Origin of the sequence: Variovorax paradoxus (genome assembly GCF_040544635.1) — a bacterium.
Lineage (GTDB): Bacteria > Pseudomonadota > Gammaproteobacteria > Burkholderiales > Burkholderiaceae_C > Variovorax > Variovorax paradoxus_R.
Genome location: NZ_JBEPKJ010000009.1, coordinates 1 through 24006, shown reverse-complemented (window position 1 = coordinate 24006; position 24006 = coordinate 1). Strand labels below are relative to the sequence as shown.

Sequence of the window (24006 nt, the reverse complement as noted above, 5' to 3'; positions counted from 1 at the left end):
CTGCTATTGCTTGATGACGTCGGCCCCGGCGGGCGCCTTGAACTCGAACACGTTGGCACCCAGCGCCGCATTCACTTCGACCTTGCTGAACTTGAGCACCGAGCGCTGGCCGAAGCTGTCGAGAATTTCGAGTGCCGCCAAGGCGTCGCCCTGGAAACCCACCTGCACATTCTGCAGCTGGCCGTCCTTGTTCTTGGGCGTGGCCTTGACCCACTGGAGGCCGTCACGCTCGGGCGCGGCCTCGAGCGTGAAATCGGCCTGCAGCGCGCGCAGGTCCGGCGCCGCGGCAATCAGCGCAGCCGGGGTGGAGCCCAGCGCCTGCGACTGCGCGCGCTGCGTGACCTGGTTCAGGTCGGCGTCGTACAACCAGAGCGTCTTGCCGTCGGCCACGATGACCTGGGCGAATGGTTTCTGGTAGTCGAACTTGAATTTACCGGGCCGCTGGAATTCGAAGGTGCCGGTCGAGGTCTTGGTGCGACCCGGCTGCCCCTCGCGCGGCGGCGCGGTGACGGTCTGGGTGAATTCGGCACGGCCCGACTTGACCGTCTTCACGAAGGCTTCGAGACTTTCAAGGCCGCCGGCCCAGGCGTTGGCGGATGAGAGAAGGCCGATCAACAGCCAATGACGCATTTTCAATTTGGATTCCTCGGGAAGCGATGGCGTTGAAGCGACCATACCCCGCCACGCGTTGCGGCATGTGCGGGGCTTGATGAAGTTTTGCAACGTTATTGCAGCTTTTGCAACGTGGCTGTCAGCGCGTAACGCCTCGGCCCGCCGGTATTCGCCGGCTATTCGGCGCGCGCGGGCACCAGGATTTCGCGCTGCCCGCTGCCGCTCATGGCGCTGACGAGGCCCGCCTTTTCCATGTCTTCGACCAGCCGCGCCGCGCGGTTGTAGCCGATCTTCAGGTGGCGCTGCACCAGCGAAATGCTGGCCTTGCGGTTCTTGAGCACCACCTCGACCGCCTGGTCGTACATCGGGTCTTTCTCGGCGTCGCCGCCACCGCCGAGCAGGTCGCCGTCACCGTCGCCATCGACCGTGCCGCCTTCGAGCACGCCCTCGATGTAGTCGGGCTCGCCCTGGCTCTTGAGGTAGGCCACCACTCGGTGCACTTCTTCGTCGCTCACGAAGGCGCCGTGCACGCGGATCGGCAGGCCGCTGCCGCTGGCCATGTAGAGCATGTCGCCCATGCCCAGCAGCGCCTCGGCGCCCATCTGGTCGAGGATGGTGCGGCTGTCGATCTTGGAGCCCACCGAGAACGCGATGCGCGTGGGGATATTGGCCTTGATGAGGCCGGTGATCACGTCGACGCTGGGGCGCTGCGTGGCCAGAATCAGGTGGATGCCGGCGGCGCGGGCCTTTTGCGCGAGGCGGGCGATGAGCTCTTCGATCTTCTTGCCGACCACCATCATCAGGTCGGCCAGCTCGTCGATGATCACCACGATGTGCGGCTCGCGCTTGAGCGGCTCCGGATCGTCGGGCGTGAGGCTGAAGGGGTTGTAGATGAACTCCTCGCGCGCCTTGGCTTCGTCGATCTTGGTGTTGTAGCCGGCCAGGTTGCGCACGCCCAGCTTGCTCATGAGCTTGTAGCGGCGCTCCATCTCGGCCACGCACCAGTTCAGGCCGTGCGCAGCCTGGCGCATGTCGGTGACCACGGGGGCGAGAAGGTGAGGAATGCCTTCGTAGACCGACATTTCGAGCATCTTCGGGTCGATCATGAGCAGGCGAACGTCGCGTGCCTCGGCCTTGTAGAGCAGCGAAAGAATCATCGCGTTGATACCGACCGACTTGCCCGAACCGGTGGTCCCGGCCACCAGCACGTGCGGCATCTTCGCGAGGTCGGCCACCACGGGATTGCCGATGATGTCCTTGCCGAGGCCCATCGTCAGGAACGACTTGCCTTCGTTGTAGACCTGCGAGCCCAGAATTTCGCTGAGCTTGATCGACTGCCGCTTGGCGTTCGGCAACTCGAGCGCCATGTAGTTCTTGCCCGGAATGGTTTCGACCACGCGGATCGACACCAGTGAGAGCGAGCGCGCAAGGTCTTTGGCCAGGCCGACGATCTGCGACCCCTTGACCCCCGTGGCGGGCTCGATTTCGTAGCGCGTGATCACCGGGCCCGGGGAGGCCAGCACCACGCGCACCTCGACGCCGAAGTCCTTGAGCTTTTTCTCGATCATGCGCGAGGTCATCTCGAGCGTGTCGGGCGAAACCGTTTCCTGCCGCGCCTGCGCGGCGTCGAGCAGGTCGACCTGCGGCAGCTTGCTGTCGGGCAGTTCCTTGAAGAGCGGCTTCTGGCGCTCCTTGACGACACGGTCGCTCTTGGGTACCTCGGTCATCGCGGGTTCGATTTGTACCGGCGGCGACGGCGCACGGCGCTTGGGACGCGGCTCGATGCGCAGTTCTTCGTCGCCATCGTCGCCCATCGCTTCGCTGAAGCCATCCGTGCCACGCGAGAACACGGGCTCTTCGGCTTCCGCGCGTTCGCGGGCGGCTTGCTTGCCCATGGCGATGTCGGCTGCCAGCTCGCGCTTTTCGCGGCGCGACTCGAACAGCGAATAAGCCCGCGCGCCGATGCGCTCGGCAATCAGGCTCCACGAGAAACGGAACACCAGCGCCGAGCCGATCACGCCGGCGGCAATGGCCACCAGCGCCGACCCGGTAAAGCCCAGCCAGCGCACGCTTGCCGGGCCGACCAGATAGCCCAGGGCGCCACCGCCCGAACCGGGCAGATGCGATTCGAGCCGGTACAGGCGCGACCACTCGAGCATGGTGCTCGCGCAGAGCAGCAAGACGAGGCCGAACCAGAACGCCAAGCGGCTGCGGTTGAAACGGCCGCGCACCGGCTGCTCGGCGGGCGCGGGCTCGCCGCCGCGCAGCCAGTTGGCCAGGGAGGAGAGCCACGCCCGAAGCCCCGCGGCCAGGCACCACCAAACCGAGTAGCCGGCCAGGAAATAGCTGCCGTCGGCCAGCCAGGCGCCGATACGGCCTGCCCAATTCTTGATTTCTCCTCCGGTGCCGGAGGTCGACCAGGCCGCGTCCGAAGGCGTGAAGCTCAGCATCGCCAGCAGCCAGAACAGCAACGCCGCAAAGCCGGCGATCAGCGTGATTTCGTGGGCAAAGCGCATGGCGCGCATGCGCACGGGTTGCCCCTCGGCGGCTGAAGAAGATTGAAGCGTATTGAGCGAATAGGTCATGAAAAACACAGCACCCAGCCGCGAAAAGCAGCGGCTGGAGGCCTGAACACTACAACAAAAGGCCGTGGCCGCCAGAAACGCCGGCGACGGCTCAGGTCAGGGACAAGAGCCGTTCCTTGACGAGCATGGAGCCATCGTCCTGCGTCTGGACAAATCCGCGCTCCTCGAGATCCTTCATCACGCGGCTCACCATTTCACGCGAGGCGCCAACCATTTTCGCAAGATCCTGGCGGGAGATCTTGTCGCGCACCTTGAGATTGCCTGCGCCGTCGTCGATGGCGAATTCGAGCAGCGAGCGTGCCACGCGGCCGTACACATCCATGAGCGCGAGCGACTCGATCTTGCGGTCGGCATGGCGCAGGCGCTGCACCAGGCCGCGCATGATGTTGTAGGCCATCGAGGAGTTTTCGGGCAGGCAGCGCGCAAACGCATCCCGGCCCAGCATGAGCACGTCGCACTGGATTTCTGTGCGCACCGTGGCCGAATGAGGCTCGTCGTCGATCAGGCTCATTTCGCCGATGTAGTCGCCGGGGTGCAGCGTGGCAAGAATCACTTCGCGGCCGCGGCTGTCAGCGCTGGTGACGCGGGCGCGCCCGGTCAGGATGATGTAGAGCGCATCGGACTTCTTGCCCTGCTCCACAATGATTTCCGCTCGCTTGAGGCGCTTTTTTATGATCGTATCCGCAATGCTCGCCGACTGCGAGGATGTCAGCGAAGCAAACAGCGGAACGCGCCGCAGCAATTCAAGATTGGACAGCATCGACATTTATCAATCCCTGATACAGCGCGTGTGAGCCCGCCCATCGGCAACTCGATGGATTACTACAATCGCGCGCATTGAAAACACCGTGCACCCGGTGTTGAACCGAGCGGTGATACTCCACATATATCGCTACCACCCTGAAAATGTACACGCTGAAGCAGCGCAAATCCTAGGTTTTCTACTCATGTCCGCTCCCCAACACGCCAAGGTTTTGATTCTGGGCTCCGGCCCGGCCGGCTATACCGCTGCTGTTTATGCAGCACGCGCAAACCTCCAGCCTTTGCTGATTACAGGCATTGCCCAAGGCGGGCAATTGATGACAACCACAGAAGTTGACAATTGGCCTGCGGACGTGCACGGCGTGCAAGGACCGGACCTGATGCAGCGTTTTCTCGAGCACGCCGAGCGGTTCAAGACACAAATTGTTTTCGACCACATTAACAAAGTCGATCTAAGCAAGCGTCCGTTTACATTGACGGGCGACAGCGGCACCTACACCTGCGATTCGCTGATCATTGCCACAGGCGCTTCGGCCAAGTACCTCGGGCTCGATTCGGAACAGAAGTTCATGGGCCGCGGCGTCTCCGCCTGCGCAACCTGCGACGGCTTCTTCTACCGCGAGCAGGAAGTGTGCGTGATCGGCGGCGGCAATACGGCCGTCGAGGAAGCGCTGTACCTCGCCAACATCGCGAACAAGGTCACGCTGGTGCATCGCCGGGACAAGTTCCGGGCCGAGCCCATCCTGATCGACAAGGTCAAGGAGAAGGTCGCCGAAGGCAAGATCGTGCTGAAGCTGCACAGCGAACTCGACCAGGTGCTGGGCGACGAGACCGGCGTGACGGGCATCCGGATCAAGAACACCCAGACCGGCGACACCGAGCAGATCGATCTCAAGGGCTGCTTCATCGCCATCGGGCATCACCCCAACACCGACATCTTCCAGGGCCAGCTGGAGATGAAGGACAACTACATCCTGACCCGCTCGGGCCTGCAGGGCTTCGCCACGATGACCAGCATTCCGGGCGTCTTCGCCGCGGGCGATGTGCAGGACAACGTGTACCGCCAGGCCATCACGAGCGCCGGCACCGGCTGCATGGCAGCGCTGGACGCCCAGCGCTTCCTCGAGCAGGACGGCACCCTCTAGGCCAGGCGGCGCCCAAAAGGGCTATAATCCGAGGCTTTGCCGAAATAGGGCCCTCTCACGAGGTTCCGAGCATCCAGGCAAAGCCGGGGTACCGCCACCCGTTTCTGGCGAGGTCAAGCTGCAAAACACCCTGCAATCTCCACGATTGCGCCGGTGCCAGCTGTTCAAGAAAGAGTGTCCACATGGCACGCGTATGCGACGTAACGGGCAAAGGCCCGATGGTCGGAAACAACGTTTCCCACGCCAACAACAAAACCAAGCGCCGGTTCTTGCCGAACCTGCAATACCGCCGTTTCTGGGTCGAGACTGAAAACCGCTGGGTTCGCCTGCGTGTTTCGAGCGCCGCGCTGCGCCTGATCGACAAGAACGGCATCGACGCCGTGCTCGCAGACCTGCGTGCACGCGGCCAAGCTTAAGGAGCTGAATCATGGCAACGAGCAAAGGCGGACGCGAAAAGATCAAGCTGGAATCTACCGCGGGTACCGGCCACTTCTACACGACCAGCAAGAACAAGAAGACGATGCCTGAAAAGATGTCGATCATGAAGTTCGACCCCAAGGCACGCAAGCACGTCGAATACAAGGAAATCAAGCTGAAGTAATTCAGCGCTGGTTTCGCCAAAACAAAAACCCCGCCGGGCTTGCCCAGCGGGGTTTTTTGTTGCCTGCGCCTTCTCTCTCTTCTCGCTCATACGCTCTGATTTCTTTCTCCTTCCCGCTTCGCCCCGCGGCACAGGAAAAAGCCGGACGTAAAAAAGCCGGCTCGGAAGCCGGCTTTTTTGGAGCGGTAACTCGCTCGGCGGCTCGCTGGCGATCAGGCCCGCGCTGCGCGCAAACGGGTCGAGAATTCACGCAGGCCGGCAATGCCGCTGGCTTCCGCGCGATGGCACCAGGCGGCCAGATCGGCAGCCAATTGCTCGCGCGATTGCGACGTGTTGAGCCAGAGCTGGCGCAATTCTTCGCGCATCGTGACCATCTTGTCGATCACCGGGTGGGCAGCACGCGCCTGCACCAGGTGCGTGCGGGCCGATGCCGGCACCTTGTCGTCGTCGCGATGCAGCCAGTTCTTGGCGGCCTTGAGCACCGAGATGTCGCCGCCCTTGGTCTTGAGCGCAACCAGCTCCGCCTTGGTGACACGGCGCATTTCGCGCGCATAGCCGGCCATGACTTCATAGCGGTTGGCAATGACAGCCTCGAGCGTCTTTTCGTTGGCCACAGGCTGGATGTCGCCCATCTGCATCTTCGGCGGCACCTTCTTGACCTTGGCCCAGCCGATGGCCTGCATCATCTGGATGTAGACCCAGCCGATGTCGAACTCGTACTTCTTGACCGAGAACTTGGCCGACGTGGGGTACGTATGGTGGTTGTTGTGCAGCTCTTCACCGCCAATGATCAGGCCCCAGGGCGAGACATTGCGGCTGGCGTCGGGCGCCTCGAAGTTGCGGTAGCCCCAGTAGTGGCCAATGCCGTTGATGATGCCGGCGGCCGTGATCGGGATCCAGAGCATCTGCACGGCCCAGACGGCCATGCCCAATGCACCGAACAGCGCCAGGTTGATGACCAGCATCAGGCCGACGCCTTGCCAGCTGTAGCGCGTGTACAGGTTGCGCTCGATCCAGTCATCGGGCGTGCCGTGACCGTAGCGCTCCATCGTTTCCTTGTTCTTCGACTCGGCGCGATACAGTTCGGCGCCGCGCCAGAGCACTTCGTCGATGCCCTTGACCTGCGGGCTGTGCGGGTCTTCTTCGGTTTCGCACTTGGCGTGGTGCTTGCGGTGAATGGCAACCCATTCCTTGGTGACCATGCCGGTGCCCAGCCAGAGCCAGAAACGGAAGAAATGCGAGGGGATTGGCCCCAGATCCATGGCCCGATGCGTCTGCGTACGGTGCAGGAAGATCGTGACCGCGGCGATCGTGATGTGCGTGGTGACGAGCGTGTACAACACGACTTGCCACCATGTCAGGTCCCACAAGCCGTGTCCGAGCCACTCGATGGCCGCGCTCAAAACGGCAGAGTCAGGAATCAACATTGAATTAAGTGCTCCATGACCACACGAAGGTGCAGCCTTTCAGTTAACCCGCGATTTTAAGGCGGCAACGCCAAAATGAGGCCTTTTGCCCTTCCATAAAAGCGCAGATTTACCCTACTTTGGAGTGCCGCGCCTATTTGCGGTTCCACACCGCCGCAAAGAAACCGTCGGTGGCGTGGCGATGGGGCCATAGCCGCAGGTAGCGCCGGCCATCGGCTCCGCCAGCGCAAAGGGCCTCGAAACCTTCCACCTTGAGGCCCTGAAGCAGTTCCGCGGCGTCCTGGGGCACGAAATCGGGGTTGGCGGCGCTGAAGGCCTCCGCGATGGCCTCATTCTCTTCAGGCAGCACGCTGCAAGTGGCATAAATCAGACGCCCGCCCGATTTCAACAGCCGTGCCGCACTCTGCAGGATGGCGGCCTGCTTGACCGTCAGTTCCTCGACCGATTTGGGCGACTGGCGCCATTTCAGGTCCGGATTGCGCCGCAGCGTTCCCAGTCCCGAGCAAGGAGCGTCGACGAGCACCCGGTCGATCTTGCCGGCCAGGCGCTTGATGCGGTCGTCGCGCTCGTGCGCAATGGCCGCCGGATGAACGTTCGAAAGCTTGCTGCGCGCCAGCCGCGGCTTGAGCGCATCGAGCCGGTGCGCCGAAGTGTCGAAGGCATAGAGCCGGCCGGTATTGCGCATCGTGGCGCCAATTGCGAGTGTCTTGCCGCCCGCGCCGGCGCAGAAATCGACCACCATTTCGCCTCGCTTGGCGTCCAGCAGCAGCGCCAGCAATTGGGAGCCCTCGTCCTGCACCTCGACGGCGCCGCGGGCGAAAGCGTCCAGCTTGGTCAGCGCGGGCTTGCCGTCGATGCGCAAGCCCCATGGCGAGAACGGTGTCGCTTCAGATTTGATAGCAGCCTTGGCAAGCTCCGCCTTCACTTCTGCCCGTTTGTCGGTCAGGGCATTGACCCGAAGATCGAGCGGCGCGGGCTGCTGCAGGCTCTCGACCAGCGGCCAGAAACCATCGCCCAACTGGGCCTTGAGCGGCGTGACAAGCCATTCGGGCAGGTTGTGCCGATGACGTTCGAGCAGGTCGTCCGGCTTGACGGCATCGCAGTTGTCGAGCCAACGCTTTTCGGTGTCGTTGAGCGCGCTCTTCAGAAAGTCGCGCGGGCCATGAAAGCCCAGGATCGCCATGCGGCGCTCCTTCGAGCCGCTGCCCGAGGGCGAGAGATGGTCGAACAGGAGTTTCTTGCGCAAGACGGTGTAGACGGTCTCGGCAAGCGTGGCGCGCTCGCGGGGACCGAACTCGCGGTGGTCGCGAAAAAAGCGCGAAACGACCTGGTCGGCCGGGTGATCGAATTTCAGGACAAGGCCGACCAGATCGGCGGTGGCCTCCAACAGGGCTTTGGGGTGCATGCCCCGATTGTCTCAGCCGGGCGCCCCCTTATGCCCCGCGCGTCCAGATCGGCCCGAAAGCCTGGCGTTCAATCTCGGCCAGCGTGGGCGAATGCCCGGCCCACAAAACCATCGCCGCGCCCGGCAGGCTCAGGGTGTGCTCGAGCTGGCGGCAGAGCTGCCAACGGTCGCCGTCGTCCATGCCGGGCAGGTCGACGAACACGATATAGGCCCGGCGCCACGGAAATTCGCGCAGCGTCTTGCGCACCAGCCAGGCCTGCGAAACGGGAAGGCACCGCGCCAGATCGGCCCGCAGTTCGCCCAGTTCATAGTCGCTCAGGTCATGCCGGGCAATCTGGCTGAAGAAAGGCGTTTCGGTGATCTCTTCCCAAGCCCGCGCTTCGGCTTCTTCCGCCTCCTTGAGCCGGCCGCGCCACAGCTTGAGCGCCTCCTCGTCGTGCGCTCCGGCATCGGGATTTTCAAGCGCGGCCACAGCGCTTTTTGCGGCCCACCACCGGCTGGCGGCGCTGGCCCCGTACAGACGTTCGAGCAGGGCAAGGCGCGCCGCGCGATCGCGCACGGGCAGCATCTGGGCCACCCCCCGCAGGGCACCGGGGTGCTCGGGCGCAACCTGGAGTGCGCGTTCGTAGCGAACGCGCACGGGAGCCGCCGGATCGAGCCGTCGCTCGGAATCTGCCCACTCGACCAGCTCGTCGGGCGTGTTGTGCTCGCCCCGCGCCGCGAGAAGCTCGACGCGCTCGCGGATGCGGGACCGGTGCGCATGGTGCTGCTTCCAGTCGCTGGCATGGTCGCGACGCCATTGGTTGTCGAAATGCTCGATCCACTTTGCGCTGTCGGCCAGCATGCCCAGCGCCGACTCGGTCGACCAGGGCGGCACCACGGCCTTCTGGCCGAGCGCCTCGAGCCGGTCGCGCAAGACCGGGTGGGTGTCTTCGAGATCGCTGACGCGCCGCATGGCCTCGCGCAAGGCCTGGCGCGCGAATTCGTCTCTGGGCGGCGTTGCGGCAAGCTCCCTCAGCGCCTTGAAAGGGCCCGGCGGCTGGGGCTCCCGTTCGGCGCGCGCCCAATGCGAAGCCCAGAATTCATCGGCATACCAACTCGCCTTGATGGCAATTTCCGTCAACGCGGCCGCGGCGACGGGCGTGCCCAGGAGCCGGCCGGAGATACGGTCGGCCTCGTACTCGTCTTGTCGGGCGAGCGCGAAAGTCCGGGCCGCGAAGCGCGGAAAGTACCAACGGAAGAAGCCCTGGGACACCAGCGCCATCACGCCTTCGTCGCGCTGCAGGCTGGCGTCCAGCTTGAGCCACGAAAGCCGCGTACGGTAGATCCAGGCACTGAGCTTGCCGTGATTTCCGCGCAAATGCCCGTACTCGTGGGCAAGCACCGACAGCAGCCGACGCCGGTCCAGCATCATCAGCAACGGCAGGCCGATGCTGAGGGAATTGACCGCTCCGCCAAACAGCCCGAAACGGGGCACCTGCCGGATGCTGGCGTTGAATTCGTCGTCGAGATAGACGCGATGGACCGGTGGCCCCTTGATCTTCTGGCGGATGCGGTCGAGCGCTTCGAAAAGCGCCGGGGCATCCGCGCGCGAAAGCTCCCGCCCCTCGGGTTCGTCGAACCGCACCCACAGCGCGCGCAGCGTGGCCCAAAGCAGGCCGAAGGCAAACAGCAGCAGCCATCCGCGCGTGAAGCTGAAACGGCCGCGTCCGGCCGCCAGCGCGACCCAGGCGATGATGCCGACGGAAAGCGCGAGGCAGGCCAGCACCCACAGATAGCCGAGCGCGGCAAAAGCAGCAACGCTGCGCCGGTAGCGCGCACTGTCGTCTGCGCTGGCATGCTCGCTCAGGCGGACAAGGTGAACAAAATCAGCGCGATCCATCCGACTTTCCTCCAACCGAACCTACAGCTTGAAAGAAGCAAGACCGTGAACGACAACGACCTGCCTCCCCTGATAGAGACGCCTCCCGGCCGCTATCGCCATTACAAGGGCGGCGAATACGAAGTGCTGGGCACCGTGCGCCACAGCGAGACGCTGGAACCGATGACGCTCTACCGCGCCCTTTATGGCGCCCAGGGGTTGTGGGTGCGCCCCGCCGCGATGTTCGGCGAAACCGTGGAAATCGACGGTGTTCTCCAACTGCGCTTCACCCCTGTCTAGGCCGCTACGTATTCGATAGCAGCAAGTGCCATCGATATGCCTCAACCGCAGCGAACGTCCGTCACCCGGCCGCGTGCGTCCACATCGAGGTTGAGGCGCCCGCCGTTCAGTTCCATCGTGACCACCTCACCGGGCTTCAGCGCCCGCACCGTGCCCGCACCAGCGCGGACGCGGGCCGCAGCCTCGAGCTGGGGCGACAACGGCTGACCGACGGCAAAGCGCGCGCCATCGGCGTTGCACTGGAACACCGGCTCGGGTGCCGGAGCAGAGGCAGCGGGGGCCGAGGTGGTGGTAGAGCCTTGGGTAGCACAAGCCGTCGTCAAGACAGCGGCGGCAACAATGAACAGTAGCGATTGGGTTTTCAATTCTCTCTCCCGAAAACCCGCGAATATAAACAACTTTAACGAATGTGACTTGATGTATCTGCAAGCCATTCGGCAATGGCGCGTGGATACAACTGATGCTCCTGCGCGAGCACGCGGCCGGCCAGCGTGGCGGCCGTGTCGTCCGGCAGCACGGGCACTGCCGCCTGGGCAAGGATCGGGCCGTGGTCGAGTTCCGTCGTTACCTGGTGCACCGTGACGCCGGCCACCTTGCAGCCCGCGTCGATGGCGCGCTGATGGGTGTTCAGCCCCGGAAATGCCGGCAACAGGGAGGGGTGGATGTTGATCAGCCGCCCGGCGTAGCGGCCGACAAAGCCCGGCGTCAGGATGCGCATGAAGCCCGCCAGGACCACCAGCGCCGGGGCGTGCGCATCGACCACCTTCGCCAGCGCCTCGTCGAAAGCCTCGCGGGTCGGGAACTCCTTGTGCGGAACCACGGCGGTGGCGATGCCATGTGCGCTGGCGAGCGCCAGCCCGCCGGCCTCGGCCTTGTTGCTGACCACCGCGGCAATGCGGGCGCCGAAACGCTCGGCCCAGCGGTCGCGCTCGGCAGCACGCACGATGGCCGCCATGTTGGAGCCGCCGCCGGAAATAAGGATCACGATGTTCTTCATGGGACGCGGGATTATCTGTGCTCGGCTCCGCACGGCCGCAAAGCGGTGAGCCGCCGACTTGTCGCCGCGCGGACACCGATTCACAGCACGACCGTGCTAAAACTCGAAGTTCCGGAGACACACCGCCATCGGCGCGATGGCGGCGGACCGATCAACACAGCGAGGCACGCATGGATTTGAGCTTCACGCCCGAAGAACAGAAGTTCCGCGAAGAAATTCGCGCCTGGGTCAAAGAGAACCTTCCCAAAGAGATTTCGCACAAGGTGCACAACGCGCTCGAACTGACGCGCGACGATCTGCAGGGCTGGGCCAGGATCCTCGGCAAGAAGGGCTGGCTGGGCTACGGCTGGCCGAAGGAATTCGGCGGGCCGGGCTGGACCGCCATCCAGCGCCATTTGTTCGAGGAAGAAACCGCCCTCGCCGGTGCGCCGCGCATCGTGCCGTTCGGCCCGGTGATGGTCGCGCCCGTGATCATGGCCTTCGGCAACGCCGAGCAGCAGAAGCGTTTTCTCCCCGGCATCGCCAGCGGCGAAGTCTGGTGGAGCCAGGGCTACAGCGAACCGGGTTCGGGCTCCGACCTGGCTTCGGTCAAGACAAAGGCCGAACGCAAGGGCGACAAGTACATCGTCAACGGCCAGAAGACCTGGACCACGCTTGGCCAGTACGGCGACTGGATGTTCAACCTCGTGCGCACCAGCAACGAAGGCAAGCCGCAAACCGGCATCAGCTTTCTGCTGCTCGACATGAAGTCGCCCGGCGTCACGGTGCGCCCGATCAAGCTGCTCGACGGCGGCCATGAAGTGAACGAAGTGTTCTTCGACAACGTCGAAGTGCCGGCCGAGAACCTGATCGGCGAAGAGAACAAGGGCTGGACCTACGCCAAGCACCTGCTCTCGCACGAGCGTACCAACATTGCCGACGTGAACCGCGCCAAGCGCGAGCTCGAGCGCCTGAAGCGCATCGCCAAGAGCGAAGGCGTGTACGACGACCTGCGCTTCCGCGACGAGATCGCCAAGCTCGAAGTCGACATCGTTGCGCTCGAGATGATGGTGCTGCGCGTGCTCTCGGCCGCCACCTCGGGCAAGAACTCGCTGGACGTCGCGGGCCTGCTCAAGATTCGCGGCAGCGAAATCCAGCAGCGCTACAGCGAACTGATGATGCTCGCTGGCGGTGCCTATTCCCTGCCCCTCATCCGCGAAGCAATGGAAGCCGGCTGGCAAGGCGACTTCCCCGGCGGCAACCCGGCCTTGGCGCCGCTCGCGTCGACCTTCTTCAACATGCGCAAGACCACCATCTACGGCGGCTCCAACGAAGTGCAACGCAACATCGTCGCGCAGACGGTTCTGGGCTGAGGAGACAAGAACATGGATTTCAATTTTTCTGACGACCAGGAACAACTGCGCGACGCCGTTCGCAAGTGGGTCGACAAGGGCTACGACTTCGAACGCCGCCGCGGCATCGAGGCCAAGGGCGGCTTCTCGCGCGAAGCATGGGACGAACTGGCCGAGCTCGGCCTGGGCGGCCTGTATATCGGCGAGGACGACGGCGGCCTGGGCATGGGCCCGGTGGCCGGCATGGTGGTGATGGAAGAACTGGGCCGCGGCATCGTGCTCGAGCCCTTCGCGCAGACGCTGATTGCCGGCGCCGTGCTCAGCGGCTACGCCGGTGCCGACCTCAAGGACAACTGGCTGCCGCGCATTGCCGGCGGCCAGGCCATCGTGGTGCTGGCCTACCAGGAACGCAAGTCGCGCTACCGGCTCGATGTGTGCGAGGCCAAGGCCGTGAAGGCCGGCGACGGCTGGTCTGTGACCGGTGCCAAGAGCGTGGTGCCCGTGGGCGACGAAGCCGACGCCTACATCGTGCCTGCGCAGGCCGACGGCAAGATCGCCCTCTTCCTGGTCGAGCGCAGCGCCAGCGGTGTCGAGGCTCGCGGCTACGGCACGCAGGACGGCAGCCGCGCGGCCGAGGCCGTGTTCGACAAGGCGGACGCCACGCTGATCACCGCCGACGGGTTGGCAGCCCTCGAGTACGCGGTCGATGTGGGCATTGCCGCGACCTGCGCCGAAGCGGTCGGCGTGATGGACAAGACCGTGGCCCTCACGGTCGACTACATGAACCAGCGCAAGCAGTTCGGCGTGACGATCTCGACCTTCCAGGCGCTGCGCCACCGCGTGGCCGACATGAAGATGCAGCTGGAGCTCGCACGCTCGATGAGCTACTACGCGACGCTCAAGCTCAATGCGCCGGCCGAAGAGCGGCGTCAGGCGATGGCGCGCGCCAAGTACCAGCTCGGCACGTCGATGCGTTATGTCGCCGCGAACTCGGTGCAACTGCATGGCGGCATCGGCGTGACGGACGAATACATCGGCAGCCACTATTTCCGCAAGCTCACGCAGCTCGAAATGACCTTCGGCGACACGCTGCACCACCTGGGCGAAGTGTCGGCCCGCATGCAGGACACCGCGGGCGTCTTCGCCTGACGATGCTTTTCCCATAGCATCCAACGCCCGCCCGCCTTGCGCCGGCGGGCGTTTTACTTGGACCTCACCGCCAGGAACAAACATGCAATCACGCCGCACCATTCTTGCCCTCGGGCTCGCTTCGACCGCCATGTTGACCGCCTGCGCCACCGCACCCTCGCCCTCGTACGCGGAACGCCCGCCCATCGTTTTCATGCACGGCAACGGCGACTCGGCCGCGCTCTGGCAAACCACGATCTGGCGCTTCGAATCGAATGGCTGGCCGCGCGACCGGCTCTTTGCGGTCGACCAGCCCTACCCGCTGGCCCGCGACGACGACATGGTCGCGCAGCCGGGCCGCAGCTCGACCGCCGATTCGGCGGCCTTCCTGAAAGCCGAGGTCGACAAGGTGCTGAAGGCCACGGGCGCGAGCAAGGTGGTGCTGCTCGGCAATTCGCGCGGCGGCAACACCATTCGCAATTACGTGCAGAACGGCGGCGGCGCGGCCGTGGTGAGCCACGTGGTGCTGGGCGGCAATCCGGCGCACGGCATCTGGGCGGTGAAGGGCTTCCGCGAGAACAATGAATTTTCCGGGCTCTCGGCGTTCATGCAGCAGCTCAATGCGCCGAAGGGGCCGAACGGCGACGAGGTCACGCCGGGCGTGAAGTGGCTCACGCTGCGCTCCGACAACAACGACAAATATGCGCAGCCCGATGGTCTCTGGATCGGCGCGCCAGGCCAGCCGACCAACATCGGATTCGACGGGCCGGCACTCAAGGGCGCGACCAATGTCGCGCTGCCGCGCGTGGACCATCGCGAAACTTCGTTTTCGCCGGCCGCGTTCGCGGCCACCTGGCAGTTCCTGACGGGCGAGCCGCCGCGCAGCACGGCGATTGCAGCCGAAACGAATGTCGTGCTCGACGGCCGCGCGGTCGGTGCGGAAAACCTCTCGCTGAACGGTGGCCAAGTCACGGTCTATGCCGTCGATGCGGCCACGGGCGCGCGCCGCGGCAGCGCCGTGCACAGCAAGAACATCGGCGCCGACGGCCGCTGGGGCCCTTTCAACGCGCGCGGCGACGCGGCCTACGAGTTCGTCCTCAGCGCGCCGGGCCATGGCATCACGCACATCTACCGCAGCCCGTTTCCGCGCAGCAGCGGCGTGGTGAACCTGCGCCCCGAACGCCTCGTGCCGGCTGACGCCAACGCCAATGCGGTTGTCGTCTTCACGCGCCCTCGCGGATATTTCGATGCGCAGCGCGACACCATGCGCTTCGACGGCCAGAGCCCACCCGCCGGCGTGCCGCCCAAGGGTTCCGGCGTGTCGAGCTCGAGGGTGCGCGTTGCGGCTGCGGAGCCCCAGCGCGCGGTCATCGGCGAATTCAACGGCGAGCGCATCACCGGCCTGACCTGGCCTGCGGCACAACAGCACGTGACGGTACTCGAACTGACCTACTGAGGGCCGAGAGCATGAACGACGCGGCTTCTCCCTTCGTACTGAAGACATGCGATGCGCGCGGCGTGGTCACGCTGACGCTGAACCGCCCGGCATCGTTCAACGCCCTTTCGGAAGGCATGCTCGGTGCGCTCGAGCAAGCCATTGAAGAAGCCGCGGCCGACGAGAACGTGCGCGCGGTCGTCATCGCGGCGGCGGGCAAAGCCTTTTGCGCAGGCCACGACCTGAAGGAAATGCGCGCGGAGCCGTCGCTCGGTTATTACCAGCAGCTTTTCGAGCGCTGCGGCGCCATGATGCTGTCGATCCAGCGCCTGCCCATGCCGGTGATCGCGCGCGTGCACGGCATCGCGACCGCCGCGGGCTGCCAGCTGGTCGCGGTGTGCGACCTGGCGGTGGCCTCGAGCGAGGCACGCTTCGCGGTCAGCGGCGTGAACGTGGGGCTGTTCTGCGCCACGCCCAGCGTGACCTTGTCGCGCAACCTCGGTCGCAAGGAGGCGTTCGAGATGCTCGTCACCGGCGAATTCATCAGCGCGCAGGAGGCCCGCGAGAAGGGCCTGGTCAACCGGGTGGCCCCACCCACCGAACTCGACGCCGCGGTCGAGGCGCTGGTTGCCAGCATCGTGGCCAAGCCCCGAAAGGCGCTCGCGCTGGGCAAAGCGCTGTTCTACCGTCAGCTGGAAACCGGCATCGAGGCCGCGCTGGCCGACGCCAGCCAGACCATGGCCTGCAACATGATGGACGAAAGCGCGCTGGAAGGCGTTCAGGCCTTCATCGAGAAACGCCCGCCCGACTGGAAGCGCTGAGCGAAAGGCTAGCTGTCGTGCAGCCGCGAGCTCTGCGGCAGATGCGCCATCAGGAATTCCATCTGGTCCGCCAGGATGCGGCGGTTTCGCAGAATGAAATCTTCCCAGAGGCTGGGCACATAGGGCGCGTACAGCAGCGGCATGTTCGCCTGCTCCGGCGTGCGGCTGCTCTTGCGGTGGTTGCACGGCTTGCATGCCGTGACCACGTTCATCCAGGTGTCGATGCCCTTTTGCGCGAACGGAATGATGTGCTCGCGCGTGAGCTCGTCTTCGTGGAAATGTCCGCCGCAATAGGCGCAGACGTTGCGGTCCCGCGCAAAAAGCTTGCTGTTGGTAAGCCCCGGGCGCTGGGTGAAGGGGTTGATGCGCGGCACGCCCTTGGTGCCGATGATGCTGTTGATGGCAATCTGCGATTGCTCGCCCGTGATGGCGTTGTGTCCCCCGCGGAACACAGCCACCTGCGCGCCCACCTCCCAGCGGACTTCGTCCGCTGCATAGTGAATAACCGCCTGTTCGAGCGATATCCACGACTGGGGCAGCCCTTGGGCCGACAGCTTCAAGACCTTCACCACACGCCTCCTCAAAAAGGGAAGAATCACGGAAAGACCAGGGACACGGAGCACGCCGGAGACCACTTCAAGCGACGCACTGAGTCACAATATACCGGCTTTGTGACAAAACGGCCTGATTCGCCCAATTGACGGGCGAAAGGCGCTATCAAAAAGATACTCACCGATGCAGGTTTTCCGCGGCTTCCGGCACCCGGGCGTGGCTCCGGCCTGCGCCCTCACCATTGGCAATTTCGACGGCGTGCACCGTGGCCACCAGGCCATGCTGGCGCTGTTGCAGACCGAGGCGCGCCATCGCGGGCTGCCGAGTTGCGTGCTCACGTTCGAGCCGCACCCGCGCGACTATTTTGCCGCCGTCACCAAGAAACCCGATCTGGCCCCGGCGCGCATCGGTACCCTGCGCGACAAGCTGACCGAACTCGCGGCCTGTGGCGTGGCACAGACGGTCGTGCTGCCCTTCGACGGACGGCTGGCATCCCAGTCGCCTGACGAATTCATCCAGAACGTGCTGATCGACGGCTTGGGCGCGCGCTATGTGCTGGTGGGCGACGACTTCCGCTTCGGTGCCAAGCGGGCCGGCGACTACGCCATGCTCGACGCGGCCGGCGATGCACGCGGCTTCGACGTGGCGCGCATGAACAGCTACGAGGTCCACGGCCTGCGCGTTTCCAGCTCGGCCGTGCGCGAGGCGCTGGCCGAGGGCCGCATGGCCGACGCCCAGCATCTGCTCGGCCGGCCCTACACAATCTCCGGCCACGTGGTTCATGGACGCAAGCTGGGCCGCGCGCTGGGGGCCTCCGAACCCGGCAAGGACGACGGTTTTCGCACCCTCAACCTGCGCTTCAAGCACTGGAAACCGGCCGCGAGCGGCATCTTCGCGGTGCTGGTGCACGGCCTGGCCGACCAGCCCCTGCCCGGCGTGGCGAACCTCGGCGTGCGGCCCTCGCTGGACGCCAACGACGTCAATGCCGGCCGGGTTTTGCTGGAGACACATTGCCTGGAGTGGCCCTCGCGTCTGGGAGCCGAAGGTGCCTACGGTAAAATCGTCCGCGTGGAACTCCTGCACAAACTGCACGACGAATTGCGCTACACCAGCCTCGAGGCCCTCACTGCGGGCATCGCGAAGGATGGGCGCGATGCGCGCGCGTTCTTTGCGTCGACCCACGCCGAAACCCATCGCCAGACGACACGCGATCGAATTTAGCCCTGCACGCACCGTGCTGCCGCCCTTCGACAAGCTCAGGGCGAACGGCTTTTCTTCCGCACCGACCGCTCAATGCAGTTCGGGCTGAGCCTGTCGAAGCCCCTCTGTTTCGCACCCCAACATGTCTGACGCTGCTTCCACCACCGACTACCGTTCCACGCTGAACCTGCCCGACACCCCCTTTCCGATGCGCGGCGACCTGCCCAAGCGCGAACCGGGCTGGGTAAAGGAATGGAACGACGAAGGCCGCTATCACCGCCTGCGCGACGCCCGCCACGGCGCGCCCAAGTTCATCCTGCACGACGGCCCGCCCTACGCCAACGGCCAGATCCACATGGGCCACGCGGTGAACAAGATCCTGAAGGACATGATCACCAAGGCGCGCCAGCTCGAAGGCTACGACGCGCTCTACGTGCCCGGCTGGGACTGCCACGGCCTGCCGATCGAGAACGCCATCGAAAAACAATACGGCCGCAACCTGAGCCGCGACGAGATGCAGGCCAAGAGCCGCGCCTACGCCACGGAACAGATCGCGCAGCAATTGCTCGACTTCCAGCGCCTGGGCGTGCTGGGCGAATGGGACCATCCCTACAAGACGATGGATTTCGCGAATGAAGCCGGTGAGCTGCGCGCATTCAAGCGCGTGATCGAGCGCGGCTTTGTCTACCGCGGCCTGAAGCCGGTGTACTGGTGCTTCGACTGCGGCTCTTCGCTCGCTGAATTCGAGATCGAGTACGCCGACAAGAAGAGCCAGACCCTCGACGTGGCCTTCAAGGCGCACGAGCGCGAGAAGGTGCTCAAGGCCTTCGAGACCGACCACACGATCCTCGGCGACATCTTCGCCGTGATCTGGACCACCACCGCGTGGACCATCCCGGCCAACCAGGCGATCAACCTGAATCCGGAAATCGAGTATTCGCTGGTCGACACCGAGCGCGGCTTGCTGATCCTCGCCAACTCGCTGGTCGAGATGTGCATGACGCGCTACGCGCTCGACGGCAAGGTGCTGGCCACGGTCAAGGGCGAGAAGCTGGGGGGCCTGGAGTTCGAGCATCCGCTCTACGACGTGGACGCCGGCTACAAACGCCTCTCGCCCGTGTACCTGGCCGACTACGCCACCGCCACCGACGGCACCGGCCTGGTCCACTCCTCACCCGCCTACGGCGTGGATGACTTCAACTCCTGCATCGCCCACGGCGTGGCGTACGACGACATCCTGAACCCGGTGCAGGGCAACGGCAGCTACGCGCCCGACTTCCCGCTTTTCGGCGGCCAGAACATCTGGAAGGCCGTGCCGGTCATCATCTCGGCGCTGCGCGATGCCAACCGCCTGCTCACCACCGAGACCATCACCCACAGCTACCCGCATTGCTGGCGCCACAAGACGCCGGTGATCTACCGCGCCGCCGCGCAGTGGTTCGTCCGCATGGACGAAGGCGAAGGCGTGTTCACCAAGGACAAGGCGCCCAAGACGCTGCGCCAGACGGCGCTTGAAGCCATCGAAAAAACGAGCTTCTATCCGGAGAACGGCAAGGCGCGCCTGCACGACATGATCGCCAACCGGCCCGACTGGTGCATCAGCCGCCAGCGCAGCTGGGGCGTGCCGATCCCGTTCTTCCTGCACAAGGATTCAGGCGAGCTGCATCCGCGCACGATGGAAATCCTCGACCAGGCCGCCGACATCGTCGAGAAGGGTGGCATCGAGGCCTGGAGCCGCGTCACAGTCGAAGAAATCCTCGGTGCCGAAGACGCGCCGCACTACACCAAGAGCACCGACATCCTCGAGGTGTGGTTCGACTCGGGCTCGACCTTCTATCACGTGCTGCGCGGCACGCACCCCAACGTGCACCACGAGACCGGCCCCGAAGCCGACCTGTACCTGGAAGGCCACGACCAGCACCGCGGGTGGTTCCACTCGTCGCTCCTGATCGCCTGCGCGCTGGAAGACCGCGCGCCGTACCGCGGCCTGCTCACGCACGGTTTCACGGTGGATGCCAAGGGCATCAAGATGAGCAAGTCGCTCAAGAACGGCATCGATCCGCAGGAAATCAGCAGCAAGCTGGGCGCGGAAATCATCCGCCTCTGGGTGGCTGCGAGCGACTACTCGGGCGACATCGCGGGCGACGACAAGATCCTCGCGCGGGTGGTCGACTCGTACCGCCGCATCCGCAACACGCTGCGTTTCCTGATGGCGAACACCAGCGACTTCGACATCGCGAAGGACGCGGTGCCGCTCGACCAGCTGTTCGAGATCGACCGCTATGCGCTTGCGCGCGCATCGCAGTTCCAGGCCGAGATCCTTGCGCACTACAAGGTGTACGAGTTCCACCCAGTGGTGGCCAAGCTGCAGATCTACTGCTCGGAAGACCTGGGCGGGTTCTACCTCGACATCCTGAAAGACAGGCTCTACACGACGGCGCCGGGCTCGCTCGCGCGCCGCAGTGCGCAGACGGCGCTCTGGCACATCTCGCAAGCCATGCTGCGCTGGATGGCGCCGTTCCTGAGCTTCACCGCCGAGGAAGCCTGGAAGTTCGTGAGCACGGGCAAGCCGGGCGAATCGATCTTTGCGCAGACCTACAGCCAGTTCGCCGCGCCTGACGAAGCGCTGCTCGCCAAGTGGGGCCGCATCCGCGAGATCCGCGACGTGGTCAACAAGGACATCGAAGCGGTGCGTGCCGAAGGCAAGGTCGGCTCGTCGCTGCAGGCGAACCTGCAACTCAGTGCGCCGGCAGACGATTTCGCGCTGCTGGGATCGCTGGGCGATGACCTGAAGTTCGTCTTCATCGCCTCTGCCATCGAATTGGCGGCGGGCGAAGCCTTGTCTACCGTGGTGACGCCGAGCACGGCGCAGAAGTGCGATCGCTGCTGGCACTACCGCGACGACGTGGGCCACGACCCGGCGCATCCGACGATCTGCGGCCGTTGCACGAGCAACCTGTTCGGCGCCGGCGAGCCGCGGAGCTTTGCCTGATGGCCGCGGCACGCTCCATGTCGGCATCGCGTTCGCGCAGCGGCAGCATCTGGCCGTGGCTCGGGCTGGCGGCGATCATCCTGATCATCGACCAGTTCACCAAGACGTTGATCCTGGGCTATTACAAGCTCGGTGATGCGACTTACGTGACGAGCTTCTTCAACGTGGTCCGCGCGCACAACACGGGCGCCGCGTTCTCTTTCCTCGCCGACCATTCGGGATGGCAGCGCTGGTTCTTCACGGCCATTGGCGTGGCGGCCGCGATCTTCATCGTCTGGATGCTGAAGTCGCACGCAGGGCAGAAGCTGTTTTCGTTCTCGATGGCCTGCATCCTGGGCGGCGCCATCGGCAACGTGATCGACCGGATGATGCACGGCTATGTGGTGGACTTCCTGAGCTTCCACGCTGGCAACTGGTATTTCCCGGCGTTCAATGCGGCCGACAGTGCGATCACGCTGGGTGCCATCTGCTTGATCCTGGACGAGATCCGGCGGGTTCGGCGCGGGAAGTAGTTGGTCATGCGTTAGAGGGCGCCTGCCCTCACCCCAACCCTCTTCCTGAGGGAGAGGGAGCAAACCCCACGCGAGGGTTTTTCCCGGCTTTCTTGCCCTGTCATAGCGGGGTCATACTGCCGCGGTGAAATGTAATCGATTACATAACACCGCACGATGAGCATTCAATCCGTCGCAGCCAAGGCCGGGGTCTCCGTGGCCACCGTGTCGCGGGCCTTCAATTTCCCCGACAAGGTCACGCCCGCTACACGGGAGTTGGTGGAACGCGTCGCACGCGAGCTTCACTACGTGCCGAATGCCAGCGCGCGCACTTTGCGCACCCAGCGCAGCCGTGCATTGGGTGTCGTGCTTCCCACGCTTCTGAATCCGACCTTTGCCGAGTGCCTGCAAGGCATTGCGCGTGCCGCCGTCGCAGGCGGCTACGCAATCATTCCTGTGACCACGGGCTACCAGCTCGACGAAGAAGAGCGTGCAGTCCACCTGCTGCTTGCCGGCAATGTCGACGGGCTGATCCTCGTGGTCTCCAACCCCTCCACTTCGGCGGCCCTCGCACGGCTTCGGACCACCGGCACGCCTTATGTGCTGGCCTACAACCGGCATCCCGACCATCCCTGCGTGACCGTCGACGGCGAAGCTGCCGTAGCGGATGCCGTCGCGCGCCTTGTGCTTCTGGGGCATCGCCGGATTGCGATGGTGAGCGGCACGCTGGCCGCGTCCGACCGCGCGCAGCAGCGCTACCGGGGTTATCAAAAAGGCATGGCCGATGCGGGGCTCGATGCGCCGCCGCTCATCGAAGTACCTTTTGTCGAAAGCGCAGTGGACATGCTCGCGCACTTGCTGCAGGCCAAGGCCCGTCCCACCGCGCTGATGTGCTCGAACGACTTGCTCGCCATCCGCAGCATCAGGGCCGCGCACCTGAGCGGCCTCTCGGTGCCCGACGATCTCAGCGTGGTCGGCTTCGACGGCATTGCGCTCGGTGAAGACCTCACGCCGGCGCTCACCACCATCGCACAACCCAACAGCGACATCGGCCGCCACAGCGTCGAGTTGCTGATCCAGGCCATGGCCGGCGGTACCGCGCTGCAGGCCGATGCGAGTCTGCTGCTGCCTCATTTCTTCCGCGACGGCGAATCGTGCGCATCCGCGTGCGACATCGCCACCGACTGATCACCCCGCTTCCGCCTCTCACATCCATCCAAGGAGTTCTTCATGTCCCTCCGCATCTCCCGCATGGCCCGCCTGGGCTTGCTCACCGCCACGCTCGTTGCCGCAGGCAGCGCCATGGCCCAGACCGCCATTTGCTACAACTGCCCCACCGAGTGGGCCGACTGGGGCACGCAACTCAAGGCCATCAAGGCCAAGACCGGCGTCACCGTGCCGGCCGACAACAAGAACTCGGGCCAGTCGCTCGCACAGCTCGTGGCCGAAAAAAGCAGCCCCGTGGCCGACGTCACCTACCTGGGCGTGACCTTCGCGGTGCAGGCGCAGAAAGACGGCGTGGTCGAGCCCTACAAGCCGGCCGCATGGAAAGACATTCCCGACGGCCTGAAAGACCCGGCCGGCAATTGGTTCACCATTCACTCCGGCACGCTCGGCTTCATGGTCAATGTCGATGCGCTCAAGGGCAAGCCGATTCCAAAGTCGTGGGCCGATCTGCTCAAGCCTGAATACAAGGGCCTCATCGGCTACCTCGACCCCGCATCGGCCTTCGTCGGCTACGTGGGCGCGGTGGCAGTGAACGAAGCACGCGGCGGCACGCTCGACAACTTCGGCCCGGCCATCGATTACTTCAAGGCCCTGCAGAAGAACGAACCCATCGTGCCGAAGCAAACCTCCTACGCGCGGGTGCTGTCGGGTGAAATCGCGATCCTGCTCGACTACGACTTCAACGCCTACCGCGCGAAGTACAAGGACAAGGCCAACGTCGCCTTCGTCATCCCGAGCGAAGGCACGCTGGCCGTCCCCTACGTGATGAGCCTCGTTGCCAAGGCGCCTCACGCAGCCGAAGGCAAGAAGGTGCTCGACTTCGTGCTGTCCGACGAAGGCCAGGCCATCTGGGCCAAGGCTTACCTGCGGCCGGTGCGCGCCGGTGCGATGCCGAAGGACGTAGAGGCGCAGTTCCTGCCGGCTACCGAGTACGCGCGCGCGAAGAGCGTGGACTATGCGCGCATGGCTGAGGCGCAGCGGGCGTTCTCTGATCGTTATCTGAAGGAAGTGCGCTGAGTGTCTTGTTCGGGGTGCGCTCCCGCCGACGGGGTACCTTGCTCCGCGAATGTCCCCCGGCCTGCGGCCTCCTCCTTTATTTCGCTGCGCAAGGCACCCCATCAGCGGGAGCGTTGT

At 64.6% G+C, this 24006-nt stretch carries 22 protein-coding genes; 13 read left to right on the top strand and 9 right to left on the bottom strand.

What is annotated here, in order from left to right; genetic code table 11:
* Positions 1-3 precede the first annotated feature (3 nt).
* The 3 genes from lolA to ABIC94_RS15980 all read right to left on the bottom strand — a co-directional run bounded on the left by lolA (position 4) and on the right by ABIC94_RS15980 (position 3963).
* On the bottom strand, positions 4-630 hold the full coding sequence (gene lolA, locus ABIC94_RS15990) for an outer membrane lipoprotein chaperone LolA (protein WP_354374214.1): 627 nt from the start codon (positions 628-630) through the stop codon (positions 4-6).
* A gap of 158 nt (positions 631-788) precedes the next feature.
* Entirely contained in the window at positions 789-3197 is a 2409-nt protein-coding gene (locus ABIC94_RS15985) for a DNA translocase FtsK (RefSeq protein WP_354373986.1), read from the bottom strand.
* A 91-nt stretch (positions 3198-3288) separates the two neighbouring features.
* Positions 3289-3963 carry a Crp/Fnr family transcriptional regulator gene (locus ABIC94_RS15980; protein WP_354373985.1) on the bottom strand — a complete coding sequence of 225 codons (675 nt, stop codon included), beginning with the start codon at positions 3961-3963 and terminating at the stop codon, positions 3289-3291.
* Between the two features lie 181 nt (positions 3964-4144).
* Between ABIC94_RS15980 and trxB the strand changes: the two genes are divergently transcribed.
* From trxB to rpmG, 3 genes are all read left to right on the top strand, one after another.
* Positions 4145-5104, top strand: coding sequence for a thioredoxin-disulfide reductase (gene trxB, locus ABIC94_RS15975; RefSeq protein WP_354373984.1), 960 nt, complete (start codon positions 4145-4147; stop codon positions 5102-5104).
* Between the two features lie 182 nt (positions 5105-5286).
* The gene (rpmB, locus tag ABIC94_RS15970; RefSeq protein WP_007830293.1) at positions 5287-5520 is read left to right on the top strand and encodes a 50S ribosomal protein L28; all 234 of its coding nucleotides are present in this window, start codon (positions 5287-5289) and stop codon (positions 5518-5520) included.
* An 11-nt stretch (positions 5521-5531) separates the two neighbouring features.
* Positions 5532-5705 (top strand): 50S ribosomal protein L33, encoded by a 174-nt coding sequence (gene rpmG, locus ABIC94_RS15965; RefSeq protein ID WP_007830291.1) that lies wholly within the window; start codon positions 5532-5534, stop codon positions 5703-5705.
* A 212-nt stretch (positions 5706-5917) separates the two neighbouring features.
* Here the strand turns inward: rpmG and ABIC94_RS15960 are convergent, their stop codons facing one another.
* The 3 genes from ABIC94_RS15960 to ABIC94_RS15950 all read right to left on the bottom strand — a co-directional run bounded on the left by ABIC94_RS15960 (position 5918) and on the right by ABIC94_RS15950 (position 10419).
* Positions 5918-7132: a DesA family fatty acid desaturase gene (locus ABIC94_RS15960; protein WP_354373983.1), complete on the bottom strand. Its 1215-nt coding sequence runs from the start codon at positions 7130-7132 to the stop codon at positions 5918-5920.
* 133 nt (positions 7133-7265) lie between these two features.
* Complete coding sequence (locus ABIC94_RS15955; protein WP_354373982.1) at positions 7266-8537, bottom strand: RsmB/NOP family class I SAM-dependent RNA methyltransferase; 1272 nt, start codon at positions 8535-8537, stop codon at positions 7266-7268.
* Between the two features lie 28 nt (positions 8538-8565).
* Positions 8566-10419: a M48 family metallopeptidase gene (locus tag ABIC94_RS15950; RefSeq protein WP_354373981.1), complete on the bottom strand. Its 1854-nt coding sequence runs from the start codon at positions 10417-10419 to the stop codon at positions 8566-8568.
* A 45-nt stretch (positions 10420-10464) separates the two neighbouring features.
* Here ABIC94_RS15950 and ABIC94_RS15945 point away from each other — a divergent pair, with 45 nt between their 5' ends.
* Positions 10465-10698 carry a DUF1653 domain-containing protein gene (locus ABIC94_RS15945; RefSeq protein WP_354373980.1) on the top strand — a complete coding sequence of 78 codons (234 nt, stop codon included), beginning with the start codon at positions 10465-10467 and terminating at the stop codon, positions 10696-10698.
* A gap of 41 nt (positions 10699-10739) precedes the next feature.
* Here ABIC94_RS15945 and ABIC94_RS15940 read toward each other — a convergent pair whose 3' ends face one another.
* Together ABIC94_RS15940 and purN are read right to left on the bottom strand one after the other, a co-directional pair.
* On the bottom strand, positions 10740-11021 hold the full coding sequence (locus ABIC94_RS15940) for an I78 family peptidase inhibitor (RefSeq protein WP_354373979.1): 282 nt from the start codon (positions 11019-11021) through the stop codon (positions 10740-10742).
* A gap of 77 nt (positions 11022-11098) precedes the next feature.
* A complete protein-coding gene (purN, locus tag ABIC94_RS15935; RefSeq protein WP_354373978.1) occupies positions 11099-11695 on the bottom strand; it encodes a phosphoribosylglycinamide formyltransferase in 597 nt (198 codons plus the stop codon).
* Between the two features lie 170 nt (positions 11696-11865).
* Here purN and ABIC94_RS15930 point away from each other — a divergent pair, with 170 nt between their 5' ends.
* From ABIC94_RS15930 to ABIC94_RS15915, 4 genes are all read left to right on the top strand, one after another.
* Complete coding sequence (locus tag ABIC94_RS15930) at positions 11866-13047, top strand: acyl-CoA dehydrogenase family protein (RefSeq protein WP_354373977.1); 1182 nt, start codon at positions 11866-11868, stop codon at positions 13045-13047.
* Positions 13048-13059: 12 nt separating this feature from the next.
* Complete coding sequence (locus ABIC94_RS15925) at positions 13060-14175, top strand: acyl-CoA dehydrogenase family protein (RefSeq protein WP_354373976.1); 1116 nt, start codon at positions 13060-13062, stop codon at positions 14173-14175.
* A gap of 82 nt (positions 14176-14257) precedes the next feature.
* Entirely contained in the window at positions 14258-15610 is a 1353-nt protein-coding gene (locus ABIC94_RS15920) for an alpha/beta fold hydrolase (RefSeq protein ID WP_354373975.1), read from the top strand.
* Between the two features lie 11 nt (positions 15611-15621).
* Positions 15622-16410: an enoyl-CoA hydratase gene (locus ABIC94_RS15915; RefSeq protein ID WP_354373974.1), complete on the top strand. Its 789-nt coding sequence runs from the start codon at positions 15622-15624 to the stop codon at positions 16408-16410.
* Positions 16411-16418: 8 nt separating this feature from the next.
* On the opposite strand, the gene ABIC94_RS15910 is transcribed toward ABIC94_RS15915, so the two are convergent.
* A complete protein-coding gene (locus ABIC94_RS15910; protein WP_055804374.1) occupies positions 16419-16979 on the bottom strand; it encodes an HNH endonuclease in 561 nt (186 codons plus the stop codon).
* Between the two features lie 166 nt (positions 16980-17145).
* Between ABIC94_RS15910 and ABIC94_RS15905 the strand changes: the two genes are divergently transcribed.
* From ABIC94_RS15905 to ABIC94_RS15885, 5 genes are all read left to right on the top strand, one after another.
* The gene (locus ABIC94_RS15905) at positions 17146-18183 is read left to right on the top strand and encodes a bifunctional riboflavin kinase/FAD synthetase (protein ID WP_354373973.1); all 1038 of its coding nucleotides are present in this window, start codon (positions 17146-17148) and stop codon (positions 18181-18183) included.
* Between the two features lie 121 nt (positions 18184-18304).
* Positions 18305-21154 (top strand): isoleucine--tRNA ligase, encoded by a 2850-nt coding sequence (gene ileS / locus ABIC94_RS15900; protein WP_354373972.1) that lies wholly within the window; start codon positions 18305-18307, stop codon positions 21152-21154.
* Complete coding sequence (gene lspA, locus ABIC94_RS15895) at positions 21154-21666, top strand: signal peptidase II (protein ID WP_354373971.1); 513 nt, start codon at positions 21154-21156, stop codon at positions 21664-21666. Before ileS ends, lspA begins: the two co-directional genes overlap by 1 nt.
* Before the next feature lie 156 nt (positions 21667-21822).
* Positions 21823-22833, top strand: coding sequence for a LacI family DNA-binding transcriptional regulator (locus ABIC94_RS15890; RefSeq protein WP_354373970.1), 1011 nt, complete (start codon positions 21823-21825; stop codon positions 22831-22833).
* Between the two features lie 42 nt (positions 22834-22875).
* Entirely contained in the window at positions 22876-23889 is a 1014-nt protein-coding gene (locus tag ABIC94_RS15885) for an ABC transporter substrate-binding protein (protein ID WP_354373969.1), read from the top strand.
* The last annotated feature ends 117 nt before the right edge of the window (positions 23890-24006 follow it).